Below are 16,182 nucleotides of genomic sequence, written 5' to 3' on the forward strand. Positions count from 1 at the left end.
CGGGTGATGGCGGCGCAGTTCATGGGCGGCGTTTGGCCGGGGGGCGAGCGGCGGTGCTGGAGGCTGGGATCAGGCGCCAGGACGGTGCCCGTCGAATCTGCACCATACCTCAGCCGGGCGCGTCGGGCGTGTGCCCTCTGGCGAGCTTTTTTATCGCTCCCAAGCATATTTTTACTAATTTTCCTCGGCCCGGGGATGTCGCACTATCGAACCTCACTGAACGCACCAGGCGGTCGGCGTGATCGGTTGGCCCCTACAGCGCCTGCCACACCCCGTCGCCAAGAGCCCAGGAGAAACCCGCAATGACCGCGCCATCGAGCAACCGCCGTGACACCGCCGAGTACCAGGCGCTGGATGCAGCCCACCACATTCATGCCTTTCTCGACCAGAAAGCGCTGAACGAGGAGGGGCCTCGGGTGATGGTGCGTGGCGAGGGCCTGGCCCTGTGGGACAACGACGGCAAGCGCTACCTCGATGGCATGTCCGGGCTGTGGTGCACCCAGCTCGGTTACGGCCGCAAGGACCTGGCCGCTGCGGCCACCCGCCAGCTGGAGCAACTGCCGTACTACAACCTGTTTTTCCACACCACCCACCCGGCCGTGGTGGAGCTTTCGGAGCTGTTGTTCAGCCTGTTGCCGAGCCACTACAGCCACGCGATCTACACCAACTCCGGCTCCGAAGCCAACGAGGTGCTGATCCGCACGGTGCGCCGCTACTGGCAGATCCTGGGTCAGCCGCAGAAGAAAATCATGATCGGCCGCTGGAACGGTTACCACGGCTCGACCCTGGGGGCCTCGGCCCTGGGCGGCATGGCGTTCATGCATGAGATGGGCGGGATGATCCCGGATGTGGCGCACATCGACGAGCCCTACTGGTTCGCCCACCCAGGCGACTTGAGCCCGGCCGAATTCGGGCTGCGTGCGGCGCGGCAACTGGAAGACAAGATTCTTCAACTGGGCGCCGAGAACGTCGCCGCCTTTGTCGCCGAACCCTTCCAGGGTGCCGGCGGGATGATTTTCCCGCCGGACAGTTACTGGCCGGAAATCCAGCGCATCTGCCGCCAATACGATGTGCTGCTGTGCGCCGATGAGGTGATTGGCGGTTTCGGACGCACCGGCGAATGGTTCGCCCACCAGCACTTCGGCTTCGAGCCGGACACCCTGTCCATCGCCAAGGGCCTGACCTCGGGCTATATCCCCATGGGCGGGCTGGTGCTCTCCCAACGCATGGCCCAGGTGCTGGTGGAGCAGGGCGGGGTGTTCGCCCACGGCCTGACCTATTCCGGGCACCCGGTGGCGGCCGCCGTGGCCATCGCCAACCTCAAGGCCCTGCGTGATGAAGGCATCGTCACCCGGGTCAAGCAAGACACCGGCCCCTACCTGCAAAGCTGCCTGCGGGAAGTGTTCGGCAATCACCCGTTGATTGGCGAGGTGCAAGGCACCGGCCTGGTGGCGGCCTTGCAGTTCGCCGAAGACAAGGCCACGCGCAAGCGCTTCGCCAACGAAAACGACATGGCCTGGCGTTGCCGCACCCTGGGCTTTGAAGAGGGCCTGATCATCCGCTCTACCCTGGGCCGGATGATCATGGCGCCGGCCCTGGTGGCCGGGCGCGCCGAGATCGACGAACTGATCGACAAGACCCGCCAGGCCGTCGATCGCACGGCTCGGGAGTACGGCCGCCTCTGACCTGCCGACCCTGCTGAGCGCCGCGCGCATGACGCGTCGGTTCGGCTTTCCTGGACGAAAGCATTTGCCCATAACGATGCCGGGCCCAAGAGCCCGGCACGATGGAACTTAATTGGCCTCTGGCCAGCACTGCCCCGCCATAAATCCTTTAAAAAACCAGCTGTGGGAGCGTTCCATGTCCATATCCTTGCGTACCTGTGTTCCTTTTTCATTGGCCCTGTTGTGCACCGGTGTGTTCGCCGAGCCTCAGTCCCTGACCGTCATCTCCTTCGGCGGCGCCACCAAACTGGCCCAGGACAAGGCCTATTTCCAACCCTTCAACGCCAGCGGCGCCGGGCGCATCGTGGCCGGCGAATACAACGGCGAGCTGTCGAAGATCAAGGCCATGGTCGATGTCGGCCACACCAACTGGGACGTGGTCGAAGTCGAGAGCCCGGAGCTGTTGCGCGGTTGCGATGCCGGCCTGTTCGAGCGCCTGGACGCCAGCCGCTTTGGCGACCCGGCGCAGTATGTGCCGGGCACCTTCACCGAATGCGGGGTGGCCACCTACGTCTGGTCGATGGTCATGGCTTTTGACCAGGACAAGCTGGCCAAGGCACCGTCGTCCTGGGCCGACTTCTGGAACCTCAAGGACTTCCCGGGCAAGCGCGGCCTGCGCAAGGGCGCCAAGTACACCCTGGAAATCGCTCTGCTGGCCGATGGCGTCCCGGCCGATCAGCTGTACAAGGTGCTGGGCACCCCTGAAGGCGTGAGCCGGGCCTTTGCCAAGCTCGATAAAATCAAGTCGAGCATCCAGTGGTGGGAAGCCGGTGCGCAGCCGGCGCAGTGGCTGATTGCCGGCGATGTGGTGATGAGTGCGGCCTACAACGGGCGTATCGCCTCCGCGCAGAAAGAGGGCATGAACTTGGGCATCGTCTGGCCGCAGAGCCTGTACGACCCGGAATACTGGGCCGTGGTCAAAGGCACGCCGAACAAGGCCCTGGCCGAGAAATTCATCGCCTTTGCCAGCCAGCCGCAGACCCAGAAAGTCTTCTCCGAAACCATCCCCTACGGGCCGGTCCATCGCGAAGCCCTGGCGCTGCTGCCGGCCCAGGTGCAACAGCAATTGCCGACCGCCGAAGCCAACCTGGCCAAGGCCCGGGCGGTGGATGCGGAGTTCTGGGTGGACCATGGCGAGGAGCTGGAAGAACGCTTCAATGCCTGGGCGGCTCGCTGATCGTCGGGCATTGATCCAAAGGGTTCGGTGGCAGTTTTTCCATTCGATTGACCACCGACCAGGCCCGCGGACGGTAAACTGCCCGCCCACAGGGTGGCCTCATCGATGCCCCTTGTGGTGTTGACTGTCCGCGGCGACCGACGATGTCGGCGCGGCGGCCTGACCGAGCAGCGCTTTGCCAACCCCTTCAGCAAGAGATTTTTCATGGCCAACCACGACCTGACCTTTATTCCCGACCCTGACGCCGACTCCATCTCTTCCGATGTGGCCGGCTTCGGCGGCCTGCTGGTCTCGACCCAGATCCCCACCCATGCCGATGGCAGCCTGGAACTGGGCGACATCACGCTGCAGAGCGAATGCACTTTGCAGGCGCTCAAGGTGGCGCTGGAGAAGGCCGGCAGCTCCATGGACCGGGTGCTGCACCTGACCATTTACCTCACTGACATGGCCGACCGTGCCGCGTTCAACGAGGTCTACCAGCGTTTCTTTGCCAAGCCCTGGCCGGTGCGTGCCGCCGTCGGCGTGGCCGCCCTGGCGGTCGAAGGCATGCGTGTGGAAGTCACCGCGATGGCCGCCAAAGCCTGATTTTCGGGCATGCCCGAGCGTTTATCCGGCGGCCTCGCACAACGCGCGGTCGCCACCGGGCAGCGCACGGGTGCCGGTCACGCGTTTCGCCGCTACAATGCGCGCCTCGACCGTGACAAGCCTGACTAAAAAAATATGTCTCTGCCCAAACATCACCTGGAATTGCTCAGCCCCGCCCGCGACGTGGCCATTGCCCGTGAGGCCATCCTGCACGGCGCCGATGCCGTGTACATCGGTGGCCCCAGCTTCGGCGCTCGCCACAACGCCTGCAACGAGGTGAGCGAAATCGCCGAATTGGTGGAGTTCGCCCGGCGCTATCACGCGCGGGTCTTCACCACCATCAACACCATCCTCCACGACAATGAGCTGGAGCCGGCACGCAAGCTGATCCACCAGCTCTACGACGCCGGAGTCGATGCGCTGATCGTCCAGGACCTGGGCGTGATGGAACTGGACATTCCGCCGATCGAGCTGCACGCCAGCACCCAGACCGATATCCGCACCCTGGCCCGGGCCAAATTCCTCGATCAGGCCGGCTTCTCCCAGCTGGTTCTGGCCCGCGAGCTGAACCTGCAGGAAATCCGCGCCATCGCCGACGAGACCGACGCGGCCATCGAGTTCTTTATCCACGGCGCTTTGTGCGTGGCGTTCTCCGGGCAGTGCAACATCTCCCACGCGCAGAATGGCCGCAGCGCCAACCGTGGCGACTGCTCCCAGGCCTGCCGCCTGCCGTACACCCTGAAAGACGAAAAGGGTGGGGTGATCGCCTACGAGAAGCACCTGTTGTCGATGAAAGACAACAACCAGAGCGGCAACATCCGCGCCCTGGTCGAGGCTGGCGTGCGTTCGTTCAAGATCGAGGGCCGCTACAAGGACATGGGTTATGTGAAGAACATCACGGCCTATTACCGCCAGCGCCTGGACGATGTGCTCGAAGACCGCCCGGACCTGGCTCGCGCCTCCAGCGGCCGTACCGCGCACTTTTTCCTGCCCGACCCGGACAAGACCTTCCACCGTGGCAGCACCGACTACTTTGTCACCGACCGCAAGATCGACATCGGCGCCTTCGATTCGCCGACCTTCACCGGCCTGTTGGTGGGCGTGGTGGAGAAGGTCGGCAAGCGCGACCTGCAGGTGGTGACCCACGAGCCGCTGTCCAACGGCGACGGCCTCAATGTGCAGATCAAGCGTGAGGTGGTGGGCTTCCGCGCCAACATCGCCGAGCCCAAGGGCGAGTTCGAGGAAGACGGTGAAAAACGCTACCGCTACCGCGTCGAGCCCAACGAGATGCCCGAGGGCATGCACCGCCTGCGCCCGAGCCACCCGCTGAGCCGCAACCTCGACCACAACTGGCAGCAAGCCCTGCTCAAGACCTCCGCCGAGCGCCGGGTCGGCGTGTCCTGGTTGGCCCGCCTCAGCGAGCAGCGCCTGGAACTCAACGTCACCAGCGAAGAAGGCATCCGTGCCAGCGTCGCCCTGGACGGTCCGTTCGGCGTGGCCAACAAGCCGGAGCAAGCCCTGGAACAGCTGCATGACCTGCTTGGCCAACTGGGCACCACCCAGTACCACGCCACGGACATCAAGCTCGATGCGCCCCAGGCGTTTTTCATTCCCAACTCGCAGCTCAAGGCCCTGCGCCGTGAAGTTATCGAGGCCCTGACTGCCGCGCGTATCGAGGCGCATCCACGGGGTGGGCGCAAGGCCGAGACCAACCCGCCGCCGGTCTATCCGGAATCGCACCTGTCGTTCTTGGCCAACGTCTACAACCAGAAGGCCCGGGACTTCTACCACCGCCACGGGGTCAAGCTGATCGACGCGGCCTTCGAGGCCCACGAGGAAACGGGCGAGGTGCCGGTGATGATCACCAAGCACTGCCTGCGTTTCTCTTTTAACCTGTGCCCCAAGCAGGCCAAGGGCGTGACCGGGGTGCGGACCAAGGTGGCGCCGATGCAACTGGTGCACGGCGATGAAGTGCTGACCTTGAAGTTCGACTGCAAGCCTTGCGAGATGCACGTGATCGGCAAGATCAAGGGCCACATCCTCGGCTTGCCGCTGCCGGGCAGCGCGGCAGAACAGGTGGTCGGCCACATCAGCCCCGCCGACCTGCTCAAGACCATCCCCCGCGCACCGCACTGAGTGCAGGACGAGCGCGACGCCGGTGCGTCGCGCTCGTGCCTTGGGCCCGTGGCGCACGGGCCTGCTCCGCGTCATCGCCGGTGCGCCTTGCACAATGGCTGAATCCTGAATGAAACCAGTGGTCTCTCGGCTGTCGAGTCTATAAGCTCGCGGGCGCTTTTCAGGGCGTGACCCTGCCTGGCGCTTATCTTTTTTGGAGATCAATGACATGAAGTCCCTGTTTCGTCCCGCTGCGCTGCTGGTCCTGGCCCTGCCTTTGGTCCTGGCCGCTTGCGGCGACAAAGAACCTGAGCAGCGTGCCGCGTTCAGCCAGTTCCTGCAGACCCGCATCCTCGACAAAGCCGGCCTGCGGGTTCCGCAACTGACGGCGGATGAAAGCAAAGCCTTTGGCGACTACAGCAACCACTACGCCGTCATTACCGATTTCTCGACGAGCATGGACAACTCGGTGCAGCCCTTGGGCGAGCTGGTGAAAAAAGGCTCGATGCGTACCCTGGACGATGTGGTTGCCCGGCGTGACGAAATCCGCGCCATCCAGACCGGGCTTGGCGATATCGCCACCCAACTGACTCAGGAACAGGCCAAGGCCGACGCCGCCCACGCCCAGCTCAAGCAGCCCGAGGACCTGAAGGCGGTGTATGACAAGGCCTACGACAGGACGGTCAGCGTGCCGGCGCAGACCTTCCGCGAAGTGCTGCCGCAGCTCGCCGCGACCTTCGACAGCAGCCTGAAAGTGGCCGATTACGTGACCGCACACAAAGCCCAGATCCAGATCTCCGGTTCGATGCTGACGGTCAGTGACCCCAAGGTTCAGGCTGAATTGAACCGGCTGCTGCAGGACCTGGGCGAGCAGGGTAAAAAGGCCCAGCAGGCACAGGTCCGCTTGCAGAAGCTGAAGTTCGGTCGCTAAGCCGAAGCCAAAAAAAACGCCACTCGACTGAGTGGCGTTTTTTTATCGGCCGTTGGGGCCCGGGTCGCTTAGTGGCGGTCCAGCCACACGGTCTGGGCGTTGCAGAACTCGCGCACGCCGAAGTGCGACAATTCACGGCCAAAGCCGCTGCGCTTCACACCGCCAAAGGTCACTCGCGGGTCGCTGGCGCAGTAGCCATTGATAAACACCCCACCGGTTTCCAGGCGCTCGGCAAACTGCTCGGCCAGTTCGACGTTGCGGGTGTAGACCGTGGCGGCCAGCCCGAACTCGCTGTCGTTGGCCAAGGCCAGGGCATGCTCGGCATCGCGGGCGGCGATGATCGAGGCCACGGGGCCGAACAGCTCCTGTTTGAACGAAGTCATCTGGTCAGTGACGTCGCCCAGCACTGTCGGCTGGTAGAAGTTGCCGGCGCCGTCGGCCTTGCCGCCACCGAGCAATAGGGTCGCGCCTTCTTCCAGGGTGTCGCGCACTTGTTGGTCCAGCTCGTCACGCAGGTCAAAGCGTGCCATGGGGCCGATGTAGGTCTCGGTCAGCAGCGGGTCACCCACGGCCAGTTGACGGGTGGCCTCGACGAATTTGCGGGTGAACTCCTCAACGATCCCTTGTTCGACGATCAAGCGCTTGGCTGCGGCGCAGACCTGACCGGTGTTCTGATAGCGGCCGATCACCGCTGCTTTGACGGCGGCGTCGAGGTCAGCGTCGTTGAGCACGATAAACGGGTCGGAACCGCCCAGTTCCAGCACGCATTTTTTCAGCGCAGCACCGGCTTGGGAACCGATGGCGATGCCGGCGCGCACGCTGCCGGTCAGGGTTACGGCGGCAATCCGACGGTCGGTGATGGCGCTGGACACGCCGTCCGGGGTGACGTTGATCAGTTCGAACACACCTTCGACAAAACCGGCGCGCTGGAAAGCGTCGCGCAGCAGGTAGGCACAGCCCATGACATTCGGCGCGTGCTTGAGCACGTAGGTGTTGCCGGCGATCAAGGCCGGCACCGCGCCGCGCAGCACTTGCCAGATCGGGAAGTTCCACGGCATCACCGCCAGGATCGGTCCCAATGGGCGGTATTCGATGCGGGCCTTGCCGCCTTCCACCAGGGTCGGTTCGGCGCTGAGCATGCCGGGGCCTTGGGCCGCGTACCACTCGCAGAGCTGGGCGCATTTCTCGACTTCGCCACGGGCCTGGGCAATCGGCTTGCCCATTTCCTGGGTGATCATGGTCGCCAGTTGTTGCGCGTCGTTGCGCAGCTCACGGGCCAGGGCAATCAGGGCGGCGGCCCGTTGTGCCACTGGGGTATTGCGCCAGGTGGCAAAGCCACTGGCCGCGCGGGTCAGGGCGGCGTCCAGAGCCGAGGCGGATTCAAAGGCGTATTGGCCGATCTGCTCGCCCGTGGCCGGGTTGATGGAGATGGCGTGGGTGACGCTGGAAACCTGAGTCATGGCACCGTCCTGCTGGGTGGGGGAATGGGTGCAGGTTACGGGGATGTTTATTTTCTGAAAACTGAATAATACTGAGTCAGTTGTTCACGTTTGGAGAATGAAGTGGATCTGGTCCAGTTGGAAATATTCAAGGCCGTGGCTGAGCACGGCAGCATCAGCGCCGCCGCTGCGCAGATTCATCGGGTGCCCTCGAACCTGACCACGCGCATCAAGCAACTGGAACAGGACCTCGGCGTGGACTTGTTTATCCGCGAGAAAAGCCGCCTGCGCCTGTCGCCCGCCGGCTGGAGCTTTCTCGACTACGCCCGGCGCATCCTCGACCTGGTGCAGGAGGCCCGCGCCACGGTGGCCGGCGAAGAGCCCCAGGGGCCATTTTCCCTGGGCTCCCTGGAAAGCACGGCGGCAGTGCGCATTCCCGGGTTGCTGGCGGCCTATAACCAGCGCTACGCCAAGGTCGAACTGGACCTGACCACCGGGCCCTCCGGCACCATGATCGACGGTGTGCTGGCCGGCCGCCTGGCCGCCGCCTTTGTCGACGGTCCGGTGTTGCACCCGGCCCTGGAAGGCGTGCCGGCGTTTGAAGAGGAGATGGTCCTGATCGCGCCCCTGCATCACGCGCCGATCCATCGGGCCCGGGAGGTCAATGGCGAGAACATCTACGCCTTTCGCGCCAACTGCTCCTACCGCCATCACTTTGAACGCTGGTTCACCAAAGACGCCTCGGTGCCGGGGAAAATCTTCGAGATGGAGTCCTACCACGGCATGCTCGCCTGCGTCAGTGCTGGCGCCGGCCTGGCCCTGATGCCCCGCAGCATGCTCGACAGCATGCCTGGCTGCAGCACCGTCAGCGTCTGGCCGCTGTCGGAAGATTTCCGCTACCTGCGCACCTGGCTGGTCTGGCGCCGCGGCACCGTATCGCAAAGCCTGACCATGTTTGTGCGCCTGCTGGAAGAGCGCGGGGTGGTGCCGGAGGCGGGGCCGTGAGGCAGGTAATAAAACGGGGCGTCGAAACGCCCCGCAACAACGCCCAGGGTGTCAACCTCAAGCCGGGTTAGCGGCCGCGCTGGACAATGCCCTGGGCCCGGGCAATCACCGGGGCGTCGACCATCTGCCCGTCCAGGACAAAGACCCCTTCGCCCGAGGCGGCAGCCTCGATGATGCGTCGCGCCCAGTGCAGTTCTTCGGCGCTCGGTTGCAGTGCCTGATGGATGATCGGCACCTGGCTCGGATGGATGCACAGCGCGCCGCCAAACCCCATGTCCCGGGCGAACTGCACGGCACCGAGCAGGCCGCGGTGGTCGTCGATGGACGGGAACACACCGTCCAGCGCCGGGGCCAGGTTGGCCACGCGGGTGGCCAGCAGCACGGCGTAGCGGGCATGGCTGAGAAACGCCTCGGCGGTCCGGCTGCCGCTGCTCAGGTTCAGGTCCAGGCCCAGGTCGAGGCTGCCGAACGACAAACGTTCCACCCCCTCGGCGTCGGCAATCGCCTGCAGCGCCGCCAGGCCTTTGGCGCTTTCGATGATGGGCCAGACTGCTTTGCCGGTCAGCCACGCGGCGTGCACCTGGGCCGGGCTTTCGGCCTTGGGCAGCAGGATGCCGCTGACCCCGGCGTGGCGTCGGCACAGCGCCAGGTCGTCGTGGTGAGCCCAGTGCCCCGGGCTGTTGACCCGCACCAGCAGCCGGGCTTCGGGGTGTCCGCTCAAGTAGCGATCGAGGTTATCGCGGGCTTGCTCCTTGAGGGTTTCCTGTACCGCATCTTCTAGGTCGACGATCACCCGGTCGGCGCCGCTGGCGAGGGCCTTGGGGATGCGTTCCGGGCGGGTGGCCGGGACAAACAGGGCCGAGCGCACAAGGGTGGGGTTCATGCCGAGGCTCCTTGGCTGTATTCGATCTCGCCGAGCTGTGCGCTGCCGTCCTGGTTCCCGGCCCAGACCTGGGCCTTGCCGGGCTCCATAAGCCGCCCACCGACCTCGAACGGCTGGGGTGAAATCAACGGGCGCAAGCCCCGGAAACTGAAGCGCCGCACCTGTGCCGTCGGGTGCGCGCGGGTGAAGGCGCGCAGGTTCAGGGTGGCGATCAAGGGGCCGTGGACCACCAGGCCCGGGTAGCCCTCGACTTCGGTCACATAGGGCCAGTCGTAGTGAATGCGATGGCCGTTGAAGGTCACCGCCGAGTAGCGAAACAGCAAGGTCGCGTCGGGCTCCACGGCTTCGCGCCATTGGCCGGGCGGCAGCGTCTCGGTGCCGCCGAGCTTGGGTGGGGTGGGCTCGCGGTAGACGATGTCTTGCTCGTCCTGCAGTGCCAACTGGCCGTCCTGGAAGTACTCATGGCGCAGGGTGACAAACAGCAAGGCGCCGGTGCGTCCGTGTTTTTCCTCGACCTTGATAATGGTCGACACGCAGGCCACCTCGGCTTCGACCTGCAGCGGCTGGTAGAACGCCAGGCGGCTGCCGGCCCACATGCGGTTGCGGTTGTCCGCCGGGGGCAGGAACCCACCCAGGGCCGGGTGGCCGTCGCGGCCCAACTCCCGAGCGGCGACCGGCTCCTGGAAAAATGCCCAGTGCCACAACAGCGGCAAGGCGTCGCCCGGTTGCGGGGCCACCTCGCCCAGGGTGGCGGCGATGCGCTTGACCAGGTTGAAACTGATGCGGTCCTGGCTCTCCTGGCGGCGGCCAATCCAGGCAGAAAAATCGACATTGCTCATCATCAACGCTCCTAATCGAGGGGGGATCAGATCTGTGCGGTCAGTTCCGGCACCGCATCAAACAAATCCGCCACCAGGCCGTAATCGGCCACCTGGAAGATCGGTGCTTCTTCGTCCTTGTTGATCGCCACGATCACCTTGGAGTCCTTCATACCGGCCAAATGCTGGATCGCCCCGGAAATGCCGACGGCGATGTACAGCTGTGGCGCGACGATCTTGCCGGTCTGGCCGACCTGCATATCGTTGGGCACAAAGCCTGCGTCGACCGCCGCGCGAGAAGCGCCGACCGCTGCGCCCAGCTTGTCAGCCAGGGCGTACAGGTGCTTGAAGTTGTCGCCGTTCTGCAGGCCGCGGCCGCCGGAAACGACGATCCTGGCCGCAGTCAGTTCTGGGCGGTCGGAGGTGGCCAGCTCTTCACCAACGAAGGACGACGTACCTGGGTTGTGGACAGCTGCAACGGTTTCAATTGCCGCTGAACCACCTTCAGCCGCCACCGGATCGAAACCGGTGGCGCGTACCGTGATGACCTTCACCGCCGCCGAGGATTGCACGGTGGCGATGGCGTTACCGGCGTAGATCGGGCGCTTGAAGGTGTCAGCGCTTTGCACCGAGATGATCTCGGAGATCTGGTCAACGTCCAGCTGCGCAGCAACGCGCGGCAGGATGTTTTTACCGTTGGAGGTAGCGGCAGCCAGGATGTGGCTGTAGCCAGCACCCCCCGCCTTGCAACCCAGAGCCGCTATCAGAGGGGCGACGTTTTCCGGCAGTTGGTGAGCGTAGGCGGCATTATCGGCAACCAGTACTTTGCTCACGCCAGGGATGTTTGCTGCGGCTTCAGCCACGGCGCCGATGTTGTGGCCAGCCACCAGAGCGTGGATATCACCACCGATTTTAGCGGCAGCGGCCACGGTGTTCAGGGTGGCCGGGGCCAGCACTTTGTTGTCGTGTTCAGCGATTACCAAGACAGTCATGATCACGCTCTCCAATTCAAAGCACCTTCGCTTGGTTTTTCAGTTTTTCGACCAGTTCAGCCACCGAGTTGACCTTGATGCCTGCGCTGCGGGCAGCCGGCGCTTCGACGTTCACGGTCTTGTGGGTGGAGGCGGTGGAAACGCCCAACGCATCCGGAGTCAGCACTTCAAGCGGCTTCTTCTTGGCTTTCATGATGTTCGGCAGGGACGCATAACGCGGCTCGTTCAAACGCAGGTCGGTGGTCACGATCGCGGGCAGTTTCAGGGAAACCGTCTGCGCGCCGCCGTCGATTTCACGGGTCACGGCAACCTGGCCGCCACTCACTTCGACGTTCGAAGCAAAGGTGCCCTGGCCGTAACCGGTCAGCGCAGCGAGCATCTGGCCGGTCTGGTTGTTGTCGCTGTCGATGGCTTGTTTGCCCAGGATCACCAGCTGCGGCTGTTCCTTATCGACCACGGCCTTGAGCAACTTGGCCACAGCCAGGGCGTTCAATTCATCGGCGGATTCGACCAGGACGGCGCGATCGGCACCCAGGGCCAGGGCGGTCCGCAGTTGTTCTTGAGCCGCCGCAGGACCGATGGACACCACGACAATTTCGGTGGCGATACCCAGCTCTTTGAGGCGTACGGCCTCTTCCACGGCGATCTCACAGAACGGGTTCATCGACATCTTGACGTTCGCCAGGTCGACGCCGGAATTGTCCGCCTTGACGCGAACTTTCACGTTGTAATCGACCACGCGTTTCACAGCTACCAGGGTCTTCATGGGGCAGTGTTCTCTCGACAATCTTTAATCGTTGCAGGCGGGTTGCCTGTTGGTCGGGGCGGCTAGATCGCTCCGCTGGCGCGCATTTGCCGGATGCTGTCGGCGGACAGGCCCAGCTCATGCAGGACTTGCTCGGTGTGCTGGCCCAGGCCTGGCACGGCGTCCATGCGTGGCTGGAAGGCGCTGCTGCTGGCCGGTGGCAGCAGGCTTGGCACCGGGCCGGCGCTGGTCGCGACCTGGCGCCAACGCTCGCGGGCCTGCAACTGTGGGTGGTCCCAGACGCCTTGCATGTCATTGACCCGGGCGTTGGCGATCTGCGCCTGATCCAGGCGCTGCATGACCCCGTCGAAGTCCAGTGTGGAAAAGGCCGCCACGATCAGCTCGCGCAGGGCGTTGCGGTTTTCCACCCGCTTGAAGTTGGCGGCGAAGCGCGGGTCTTGGGCCAACGTCGGTTGCAGCAGGACTTTTTCGCAGAACAGCTGCCACTCCCGCTCGTTCTGCAAGCCCAGCATCACCGTGCTGCCGTCGCCGATGGGGAAGGGGCCGTAGGGGTAAATGGTGGCGTGGGCCGCGCCGGCCCGGGGCGGCGGCGGTGCCCCTTGGTAGGCGTAGTACAGCGGGTAGTTCATCCACTCCACCAGGGCTTCGAGCATCGACACGTCGAGGTGGCTGCCCACCCCGGTGCGCCCACGCAACAGCAGGGCGGAAAGAATGCCGGTGTAGGCGTACATGCCGGCGGCGATGTCGGCGATCGAACAACCGGCCTTGGCCAGGTCTTCGGCGCCGGGTCCGCCGGTCACCGATAGAAAGCCGCCCTCGCTCTGGATCAGCAGGTCGTAGGCCTTTTTCTTCTCGTAGGGCCCGCCGGCGCCGTAGCCGGAAATGTCACACACAATCAGCCGTGGAAAGCGCGCGTGCAGGGCCTCGAACGACAAGCCCATGCGTGCCGCGGCACCGGGGGCCAGGTTCTGCACCAGCACATCGGCGTCGGCCAGCAGGCGGTCGAGCACCTCGGTGGCGGCGGTCTGCTTGAGGTCCAGGGTCAGGCTTTCTTTCGAGCGATTGGTCCACACAAAATGCGAGGCCAGGCCGTTGACGCGCTGGTCGTAGCCACGGGCGAAATCGCCGCTGCCGGGGCGCTCGACCTTGATGACCCGGGCGCCCAGGTCGGCCAGTTGGCGGGTGCAGAAGGGCGCGGCAATGGCGTGTTCCAGGCTGACCACGGTGATGCCGTCGAGGGGGCGTACAGGGGAGGGCTGGCTCATGTTTTATCTCTCTTGTCAGGCTGTGCGCAGCAGCGCCGACCAAGGCCGGCGCGGTGGACGACGGGCTCAGAAGGAGCGGGGCAACTCCAGCAGGTGCTCGGCCACGTAGGACAAAATCAGGTTGGTGGAGATCGGCGCCACCTGGTACAGCCGGGTCTCGCGGAACTTGCGCTCGACGTCGTATTCGCAGGCAAAGCCAAAACCGCCGTGGGTCTGCAGGCAGGCGTTGGCCGCCTCCCAGGACGCCTTGGCCGCCAGGTACTTGGCCATGTTGGCGCTGGCACCGGCGTTCTGCCCGCTGTCGTATTCCTCGCAGGCACGCCAGCGCATCAGGTCGGCGGCCTCGATTTCGATATGGGCTTCGGCGATGGGGAATTGCACACCCTGGTTCTGCCCGATCGGCCGGCCAAACACCACGCGGTCGCGGGCATAGGCGCTGGCTTTTTCGATAAACCAGCGGCCGTCGCCGATGCATTCGGCGGCAATCAGGGTGCGCTCGGCATTCAGGCCGTCGAGGATGTACCGGAAGCCTTTGCCTTCTTCGCCGATCAGGCTGTCGGCGGGGATCTCCAGGTTGTCGAAGAACAGCTCGTTGGTCTCGTGGTTGACCATGTTGGCGATGGGCTGCACGGTCAGGCCGTTGCCGATGGCCTCGCGCAGGTCGACCAGGAAGATCGACATGCCTTCGGATTTTTTGCTGACTTCGGCCAGCGGCGTGGTGCGGGCCAGGAGGATCATCAGGTCGGAATGCTGGACCCGTGAGATCCACACCTTCTGCCCGTTGATCACGTACTTGTCGCCGCGCTTGACCGCGGTGGTCTTGATTTTGGTGGTGTCGGTGCCGGTGGTGGGTTCGGTGACCCCCATCGATTGCAGGCGCAGTTCGCCGCTGGCGAGTTTGGGCAGGTAGTAGCTTTTCTGCGCCGCACTGCCGTGGCGCAGCAGGGTGAACATGTTGTACATCTGCCCGTGCACGGTGCCGGAGTTGCCGCCGCAGCGGTTCACTTCCTCAAGGATCACCGAGGCTTCGGCCAGGCCCAGGCCGGAGCCGCCGTACTCTTCGGGGATCATCGCCGACAACCAGCCAGCGTCGGTCAGGGCCTTGACGAAGGCCTCGGGAAAGCCCTTTTCTTCGTCGATCCGGCGCCAGTAGGCTGCGTCGAATTCGGCGCACAGGGCACGCACGCCCTCGCGGATGGCATTGAGTTCTTCAGCGTTGCGATCAGTCATTATTGTTTTCCTCAACGAGCCACCCGGGGCCAATCACCCCGGGTGGGCAGGGGGCAGCGGGGCAATCAGATCGGGGCGAAACCCAGGGCCGCGCGGAAGCGGTTCTTGATGTAGTGACCGTCACGCGGAGGCAGGACCCGTGGCGGGTTTTCCGCCTTGATCTTGATTGTCGCCAGCTTGACCCCGGCACGACCGGCAAAACGCTCACGCAGCTCATGCACACCCTGCATGTCGCGGATTTCCGCAGTCCAGCTGAAACCGCACGTGTTGGCCACCTGATCCAGGCTGATGCCAAAACCGGCGTGGCTGACTTGCATGCCGGTTTCACCGAAGTGGCCGTTGTCGAGCACGGCGATGGTCAGGTTCGCCGGTTTTTGCAGGGCCACCGTGGCCAGGGCGCCGAAGCCCATGAGCAATTCACCGTCGCCGGTGATCACCACCACGCTCTTGTCCGGCTGGGCATTGGCCAGGCCCAGGCCCACGGTGATCGCGCTGCCCATGGCGGCCCACAGGTAGTAGTTGCCGTCGTGATCGCCGGCGGCCATCACGTCGTAGGAAGCCGAGCCCAGGCCGGTCACCACCAGCAGGTCTTTGCGGTCGGCGAGCAGGGCCTTGACCACTTCACGGCGGCAGAGGGTGTGGTGAGCGCTTACTTGACCCATTTCTTTTCTCCAATCAGACGCTGGCCCAGCAACAGGGCGCAGGAGGAATCACCGTTGAATGCCATGGTGGCGGCACCGTGCAGCAGCGGGGCGACGTCTTTCGGGTCATCGGCGCGCCAGGTCATGACCTTCATCAGGTTCAGCGAGGCTTCGGTGACTTGGCCCATGGGGTTTTGCCAGGCGTTGAACTCGGCCCAGTCGCCGCGCATGGTCACCACCATCAGCAGCGGGAAGCCGGCGCAGACTTGCAGTGCCAGGGTGTTGATGCAGTTGCCGACGCCGCTGGACTGCATCAGCAGGGCGCCGCGTTCGCCGCCCAGCCAGGCACCGGCCAGGTAGCCGATGCCTTCTTCTTCAGTGGTCAGGACCACCGCCTTGATGTCCGGGTCTTCGTAGGCCATGCGGATTGCCGCCGAGTGCCCCGCGTCAGGCACGAACACCAGGTGTTTGACCCCGGCGGATTTGAGGACGTGGAACACATCCTCCTGCCAATCGATGCCCATGCTGTGTTCAGCTGCTGTTGACATGCCAATCTCCCAAGCCGTGCTGCTTTTGTGTTTTCAGCCATTCTGGGAGGGCGGGGCGCGCAC

15 protein-coding genes are annotated in these 16,182 nt (G+C 64.4%); 6 read left to right on the forward strand and 9 right to left on the reverse strand.

Features of this window, described 5'->3' with window-relative positions:
• The first annotated feature begins 302 nt into the window (after positions 1-302).
• The 5 genes from M1B34_RS10970 to M1B34_RS10990 all read left to right on the forward strand — a co-directional run bounded on the left by M1B34_RS10970 (position 303) and on the right by M1B34_RS10990 (position 6,532).
• A complete protein-coding gene (locus M1B34_RS10970; RefSeq protein ID WP_268265142.1) occupies positions 303-1,685 on the forward strand; it encodes an aspartate aminotransferase family protein in 1,383 nt (460 codons plus the stop codon).
• Positions 1,686-1,860: 175 nt separating this feature from the next.
• The gene (locus M1B34_RS10975) at positions 1,861-2,901 is read left to right on the forward strand and encodes an ABC transporter substrate-binding protein (RefSeq protein WP_268265143.1); all 1,041 of its coding nucleotides are present in this window, start codon (positions 1,861-1,863) and stop codon (positions 2,899-2,901) included.
• 204 nt (positions 2,902-3,105) lie between these two features.
• On the forward strand, positions 3,106-3,486 hold the full coding sequence (locus M1B34_RS10980; RefSeq protein ID WP_123331641.1) for a RidA family protein: 381 nt from the start codon (positions 3,106-3,108) through the stop codon (positions 3,484-3,486).
• Between the two features lie 135 nt (positions 3,487-3,621).
• The gene (locus M1B34_RS10985; RefSeq protein WP_123331643.1) at positions 3,622-5,622 is read left to right on the forward strand and encodes a peptidase U32 family protein; all 2,001 of its coding nucleotides are present in this window, start codon (positions 3,622-3,624) and stop codon (positions 5,620-5,622) included.
• 208 nt (positions 5,623-5,830) lie between these two features.
• The gene (locus tag M1B34_RS10990) at positions 5,831-6,532 is read left to right on the forward strand and encodes a DUF3053 domain-containing protein (RefSeq protein ID WP_268265144.1); all 702 of its coding nucleotides are present in this window, start codon (positions 5,831-5,833) and stop codon (positions 6,530-6,532) included.
• 68 nt (positions 6,533-6,600) lie between these two features.
• Here M1B34_RS10990 and M1B34_RS10995 read toward each other — a convergent pair whose 3' ends face one another.
• A complete protein-coding gene (locus M1B34_RS10995) occupies positions 6,601-7,992 on the reverse strand; it encodes an aldehyde dehydrogenase family protein (protein ID WP_123331647.1) in 1,392 nt (463 codons plus the stop codon).
• Between the two features lie 102 nt (positions 7,993-8,094).
• Between M1B34_RS10995 and ptrR the strand changes: the two genes are divergently transcribed.
• Complete coding sequence (ptrR, locus tag M1B34_RS11000) at positions 8,095-8,976, forward strand: putrescine utilization regulator PtrR (protein WP_268262089.1); 882 nt, start codon at positions 8,095-8,097, stop codon at positions 8,974-8,976.
• Positions 8,977-9,043: 67 nt separating this feature from the next.
• On the opposite strand, the gene M1B34_RS11005 is transcribed toward ptrR, so the two are convergent.
• The 8 genes from M1B34_RS11005 to M1B34_RS11040 all read right to left on the reverse strand — a co-directional run bounded on the left by M1B34_RS11005 (position 9,044) and on the right by M1B34_RS11040 (position 16,119).
• Complete coding sequence (locus M1B34_RS11005) at positions 9,044-9,859, reverse strand: HpcH/HpaI aldolase/citrate lyase family protein (RefSeq protein WP_268265145.1); 816 nt, start codon at positions 9,857-9,859, stop codon at positions 9,044-9,046.
• Entirely contained in the window at positions 9,856-10,698 is an 843-nt protein-coding gene (locus M1B34_RS11010) for an HTD2 family dehydratase (RefSeq protein WP_268265146.1), read from the reverse strand. Before M1B34_RS11010 ends, M1B34_RS11005 begins: the two co-directional genes overlap by 4 nt.
• Before the next feature lie 26 nt (positions 10,699-10,724).
• Positions 10,725-11,669 carry an electron transfer flavoprotein subunit alpha/FixB family protein gene (locus M1B34_RS11015; protein ID WP_268265147.1) on the reverse strand — a complete coding sequence of 315 codons (945 nt, stop codon included), beginning with the start codon at positions 11,667-11,669 and terminating at the stop codon, positions 10,725-10,727.
• A gap of 16 nt (positions 11,670-11,685) precedes the next feature.
• Positions 11,686-12,435, reverse strand: a complete 750-nt coding sequence (locus M1B34_RS11020) for an electron transfer flavoprotein subunit beta/FixA family protein (protein WP_268265148.1) — start codon at positions 12,433-12,435, stop codon at positions 11,686-11,688.
• A gap of 62 nt (positions 12,436-12,497) precedes the next feature.
• Positions 12,498-13,700: a CaiB/BaiF CoA transferase family protein gene (locus M1B34_RS11025; protein WP_268265149.1), complete on the reverse strand. Its 1,203-nt coding sequence runs from the start codon at positions 13,698-13,700 to the stop codon at positions 12,498-12,500.
• A gap of 66 nt (positions 13,701-13,766) precedes the next feature.
• A complete protein-coding gene (locus M1B34_RS11030) occupies positions 13,767-14,930 on the reverse strand; it encodes an acyl-CoA dehydrogenase family protein (RefSeq protein ID WP_268265150.1) in 1,164 nt (387 codons plus the stop codon).
• Between the two features lie 65 nt (positions 14,931-14,995).
• Positions 14,996-15,592 carry a thiamine pyrophosphate-dependent enzyme gene (locus M1B34_RS11035; RefSeq protein WP_123331661.1) on the reverse strand — a complete coding sequence of 199 codons (597 nt, stop codon included), beginning with the start codon at positions 15,590-15,592 and terminating at the stop codon, positions 14,996-14,998.
• Positions 15,580-16,119 (reverse strand): thiamine pyrophosphate-binding protein, encoded by a 540-nt coding sequence (locus tag M1B34_RS11040; RefSeq protein WP_123331663.1) that lies wholly within the window; start codon positions 16,117-16,119, stop codon positions 15,580-15,582. Before M1B34_RS11040 ends, M1B34_RS11035 begins: the two co-directional genes overlap by 13 nt.
• Positions 16,120-16,182 lie beyond the last annotated feature (63 nt).

This window comes from Pseudomonas morbosilactucae (assembly GCF_023241715.1).
In the GTDB taxonomy this organism is placed as follows: domain Bacteria; phylum Pseudomonadota; class Gammaproteobacteria; order Pseudomonadales; family Pseudomonadaceae; genus Aquipseudomonas; species Aquipseudomonas morbosilactucae.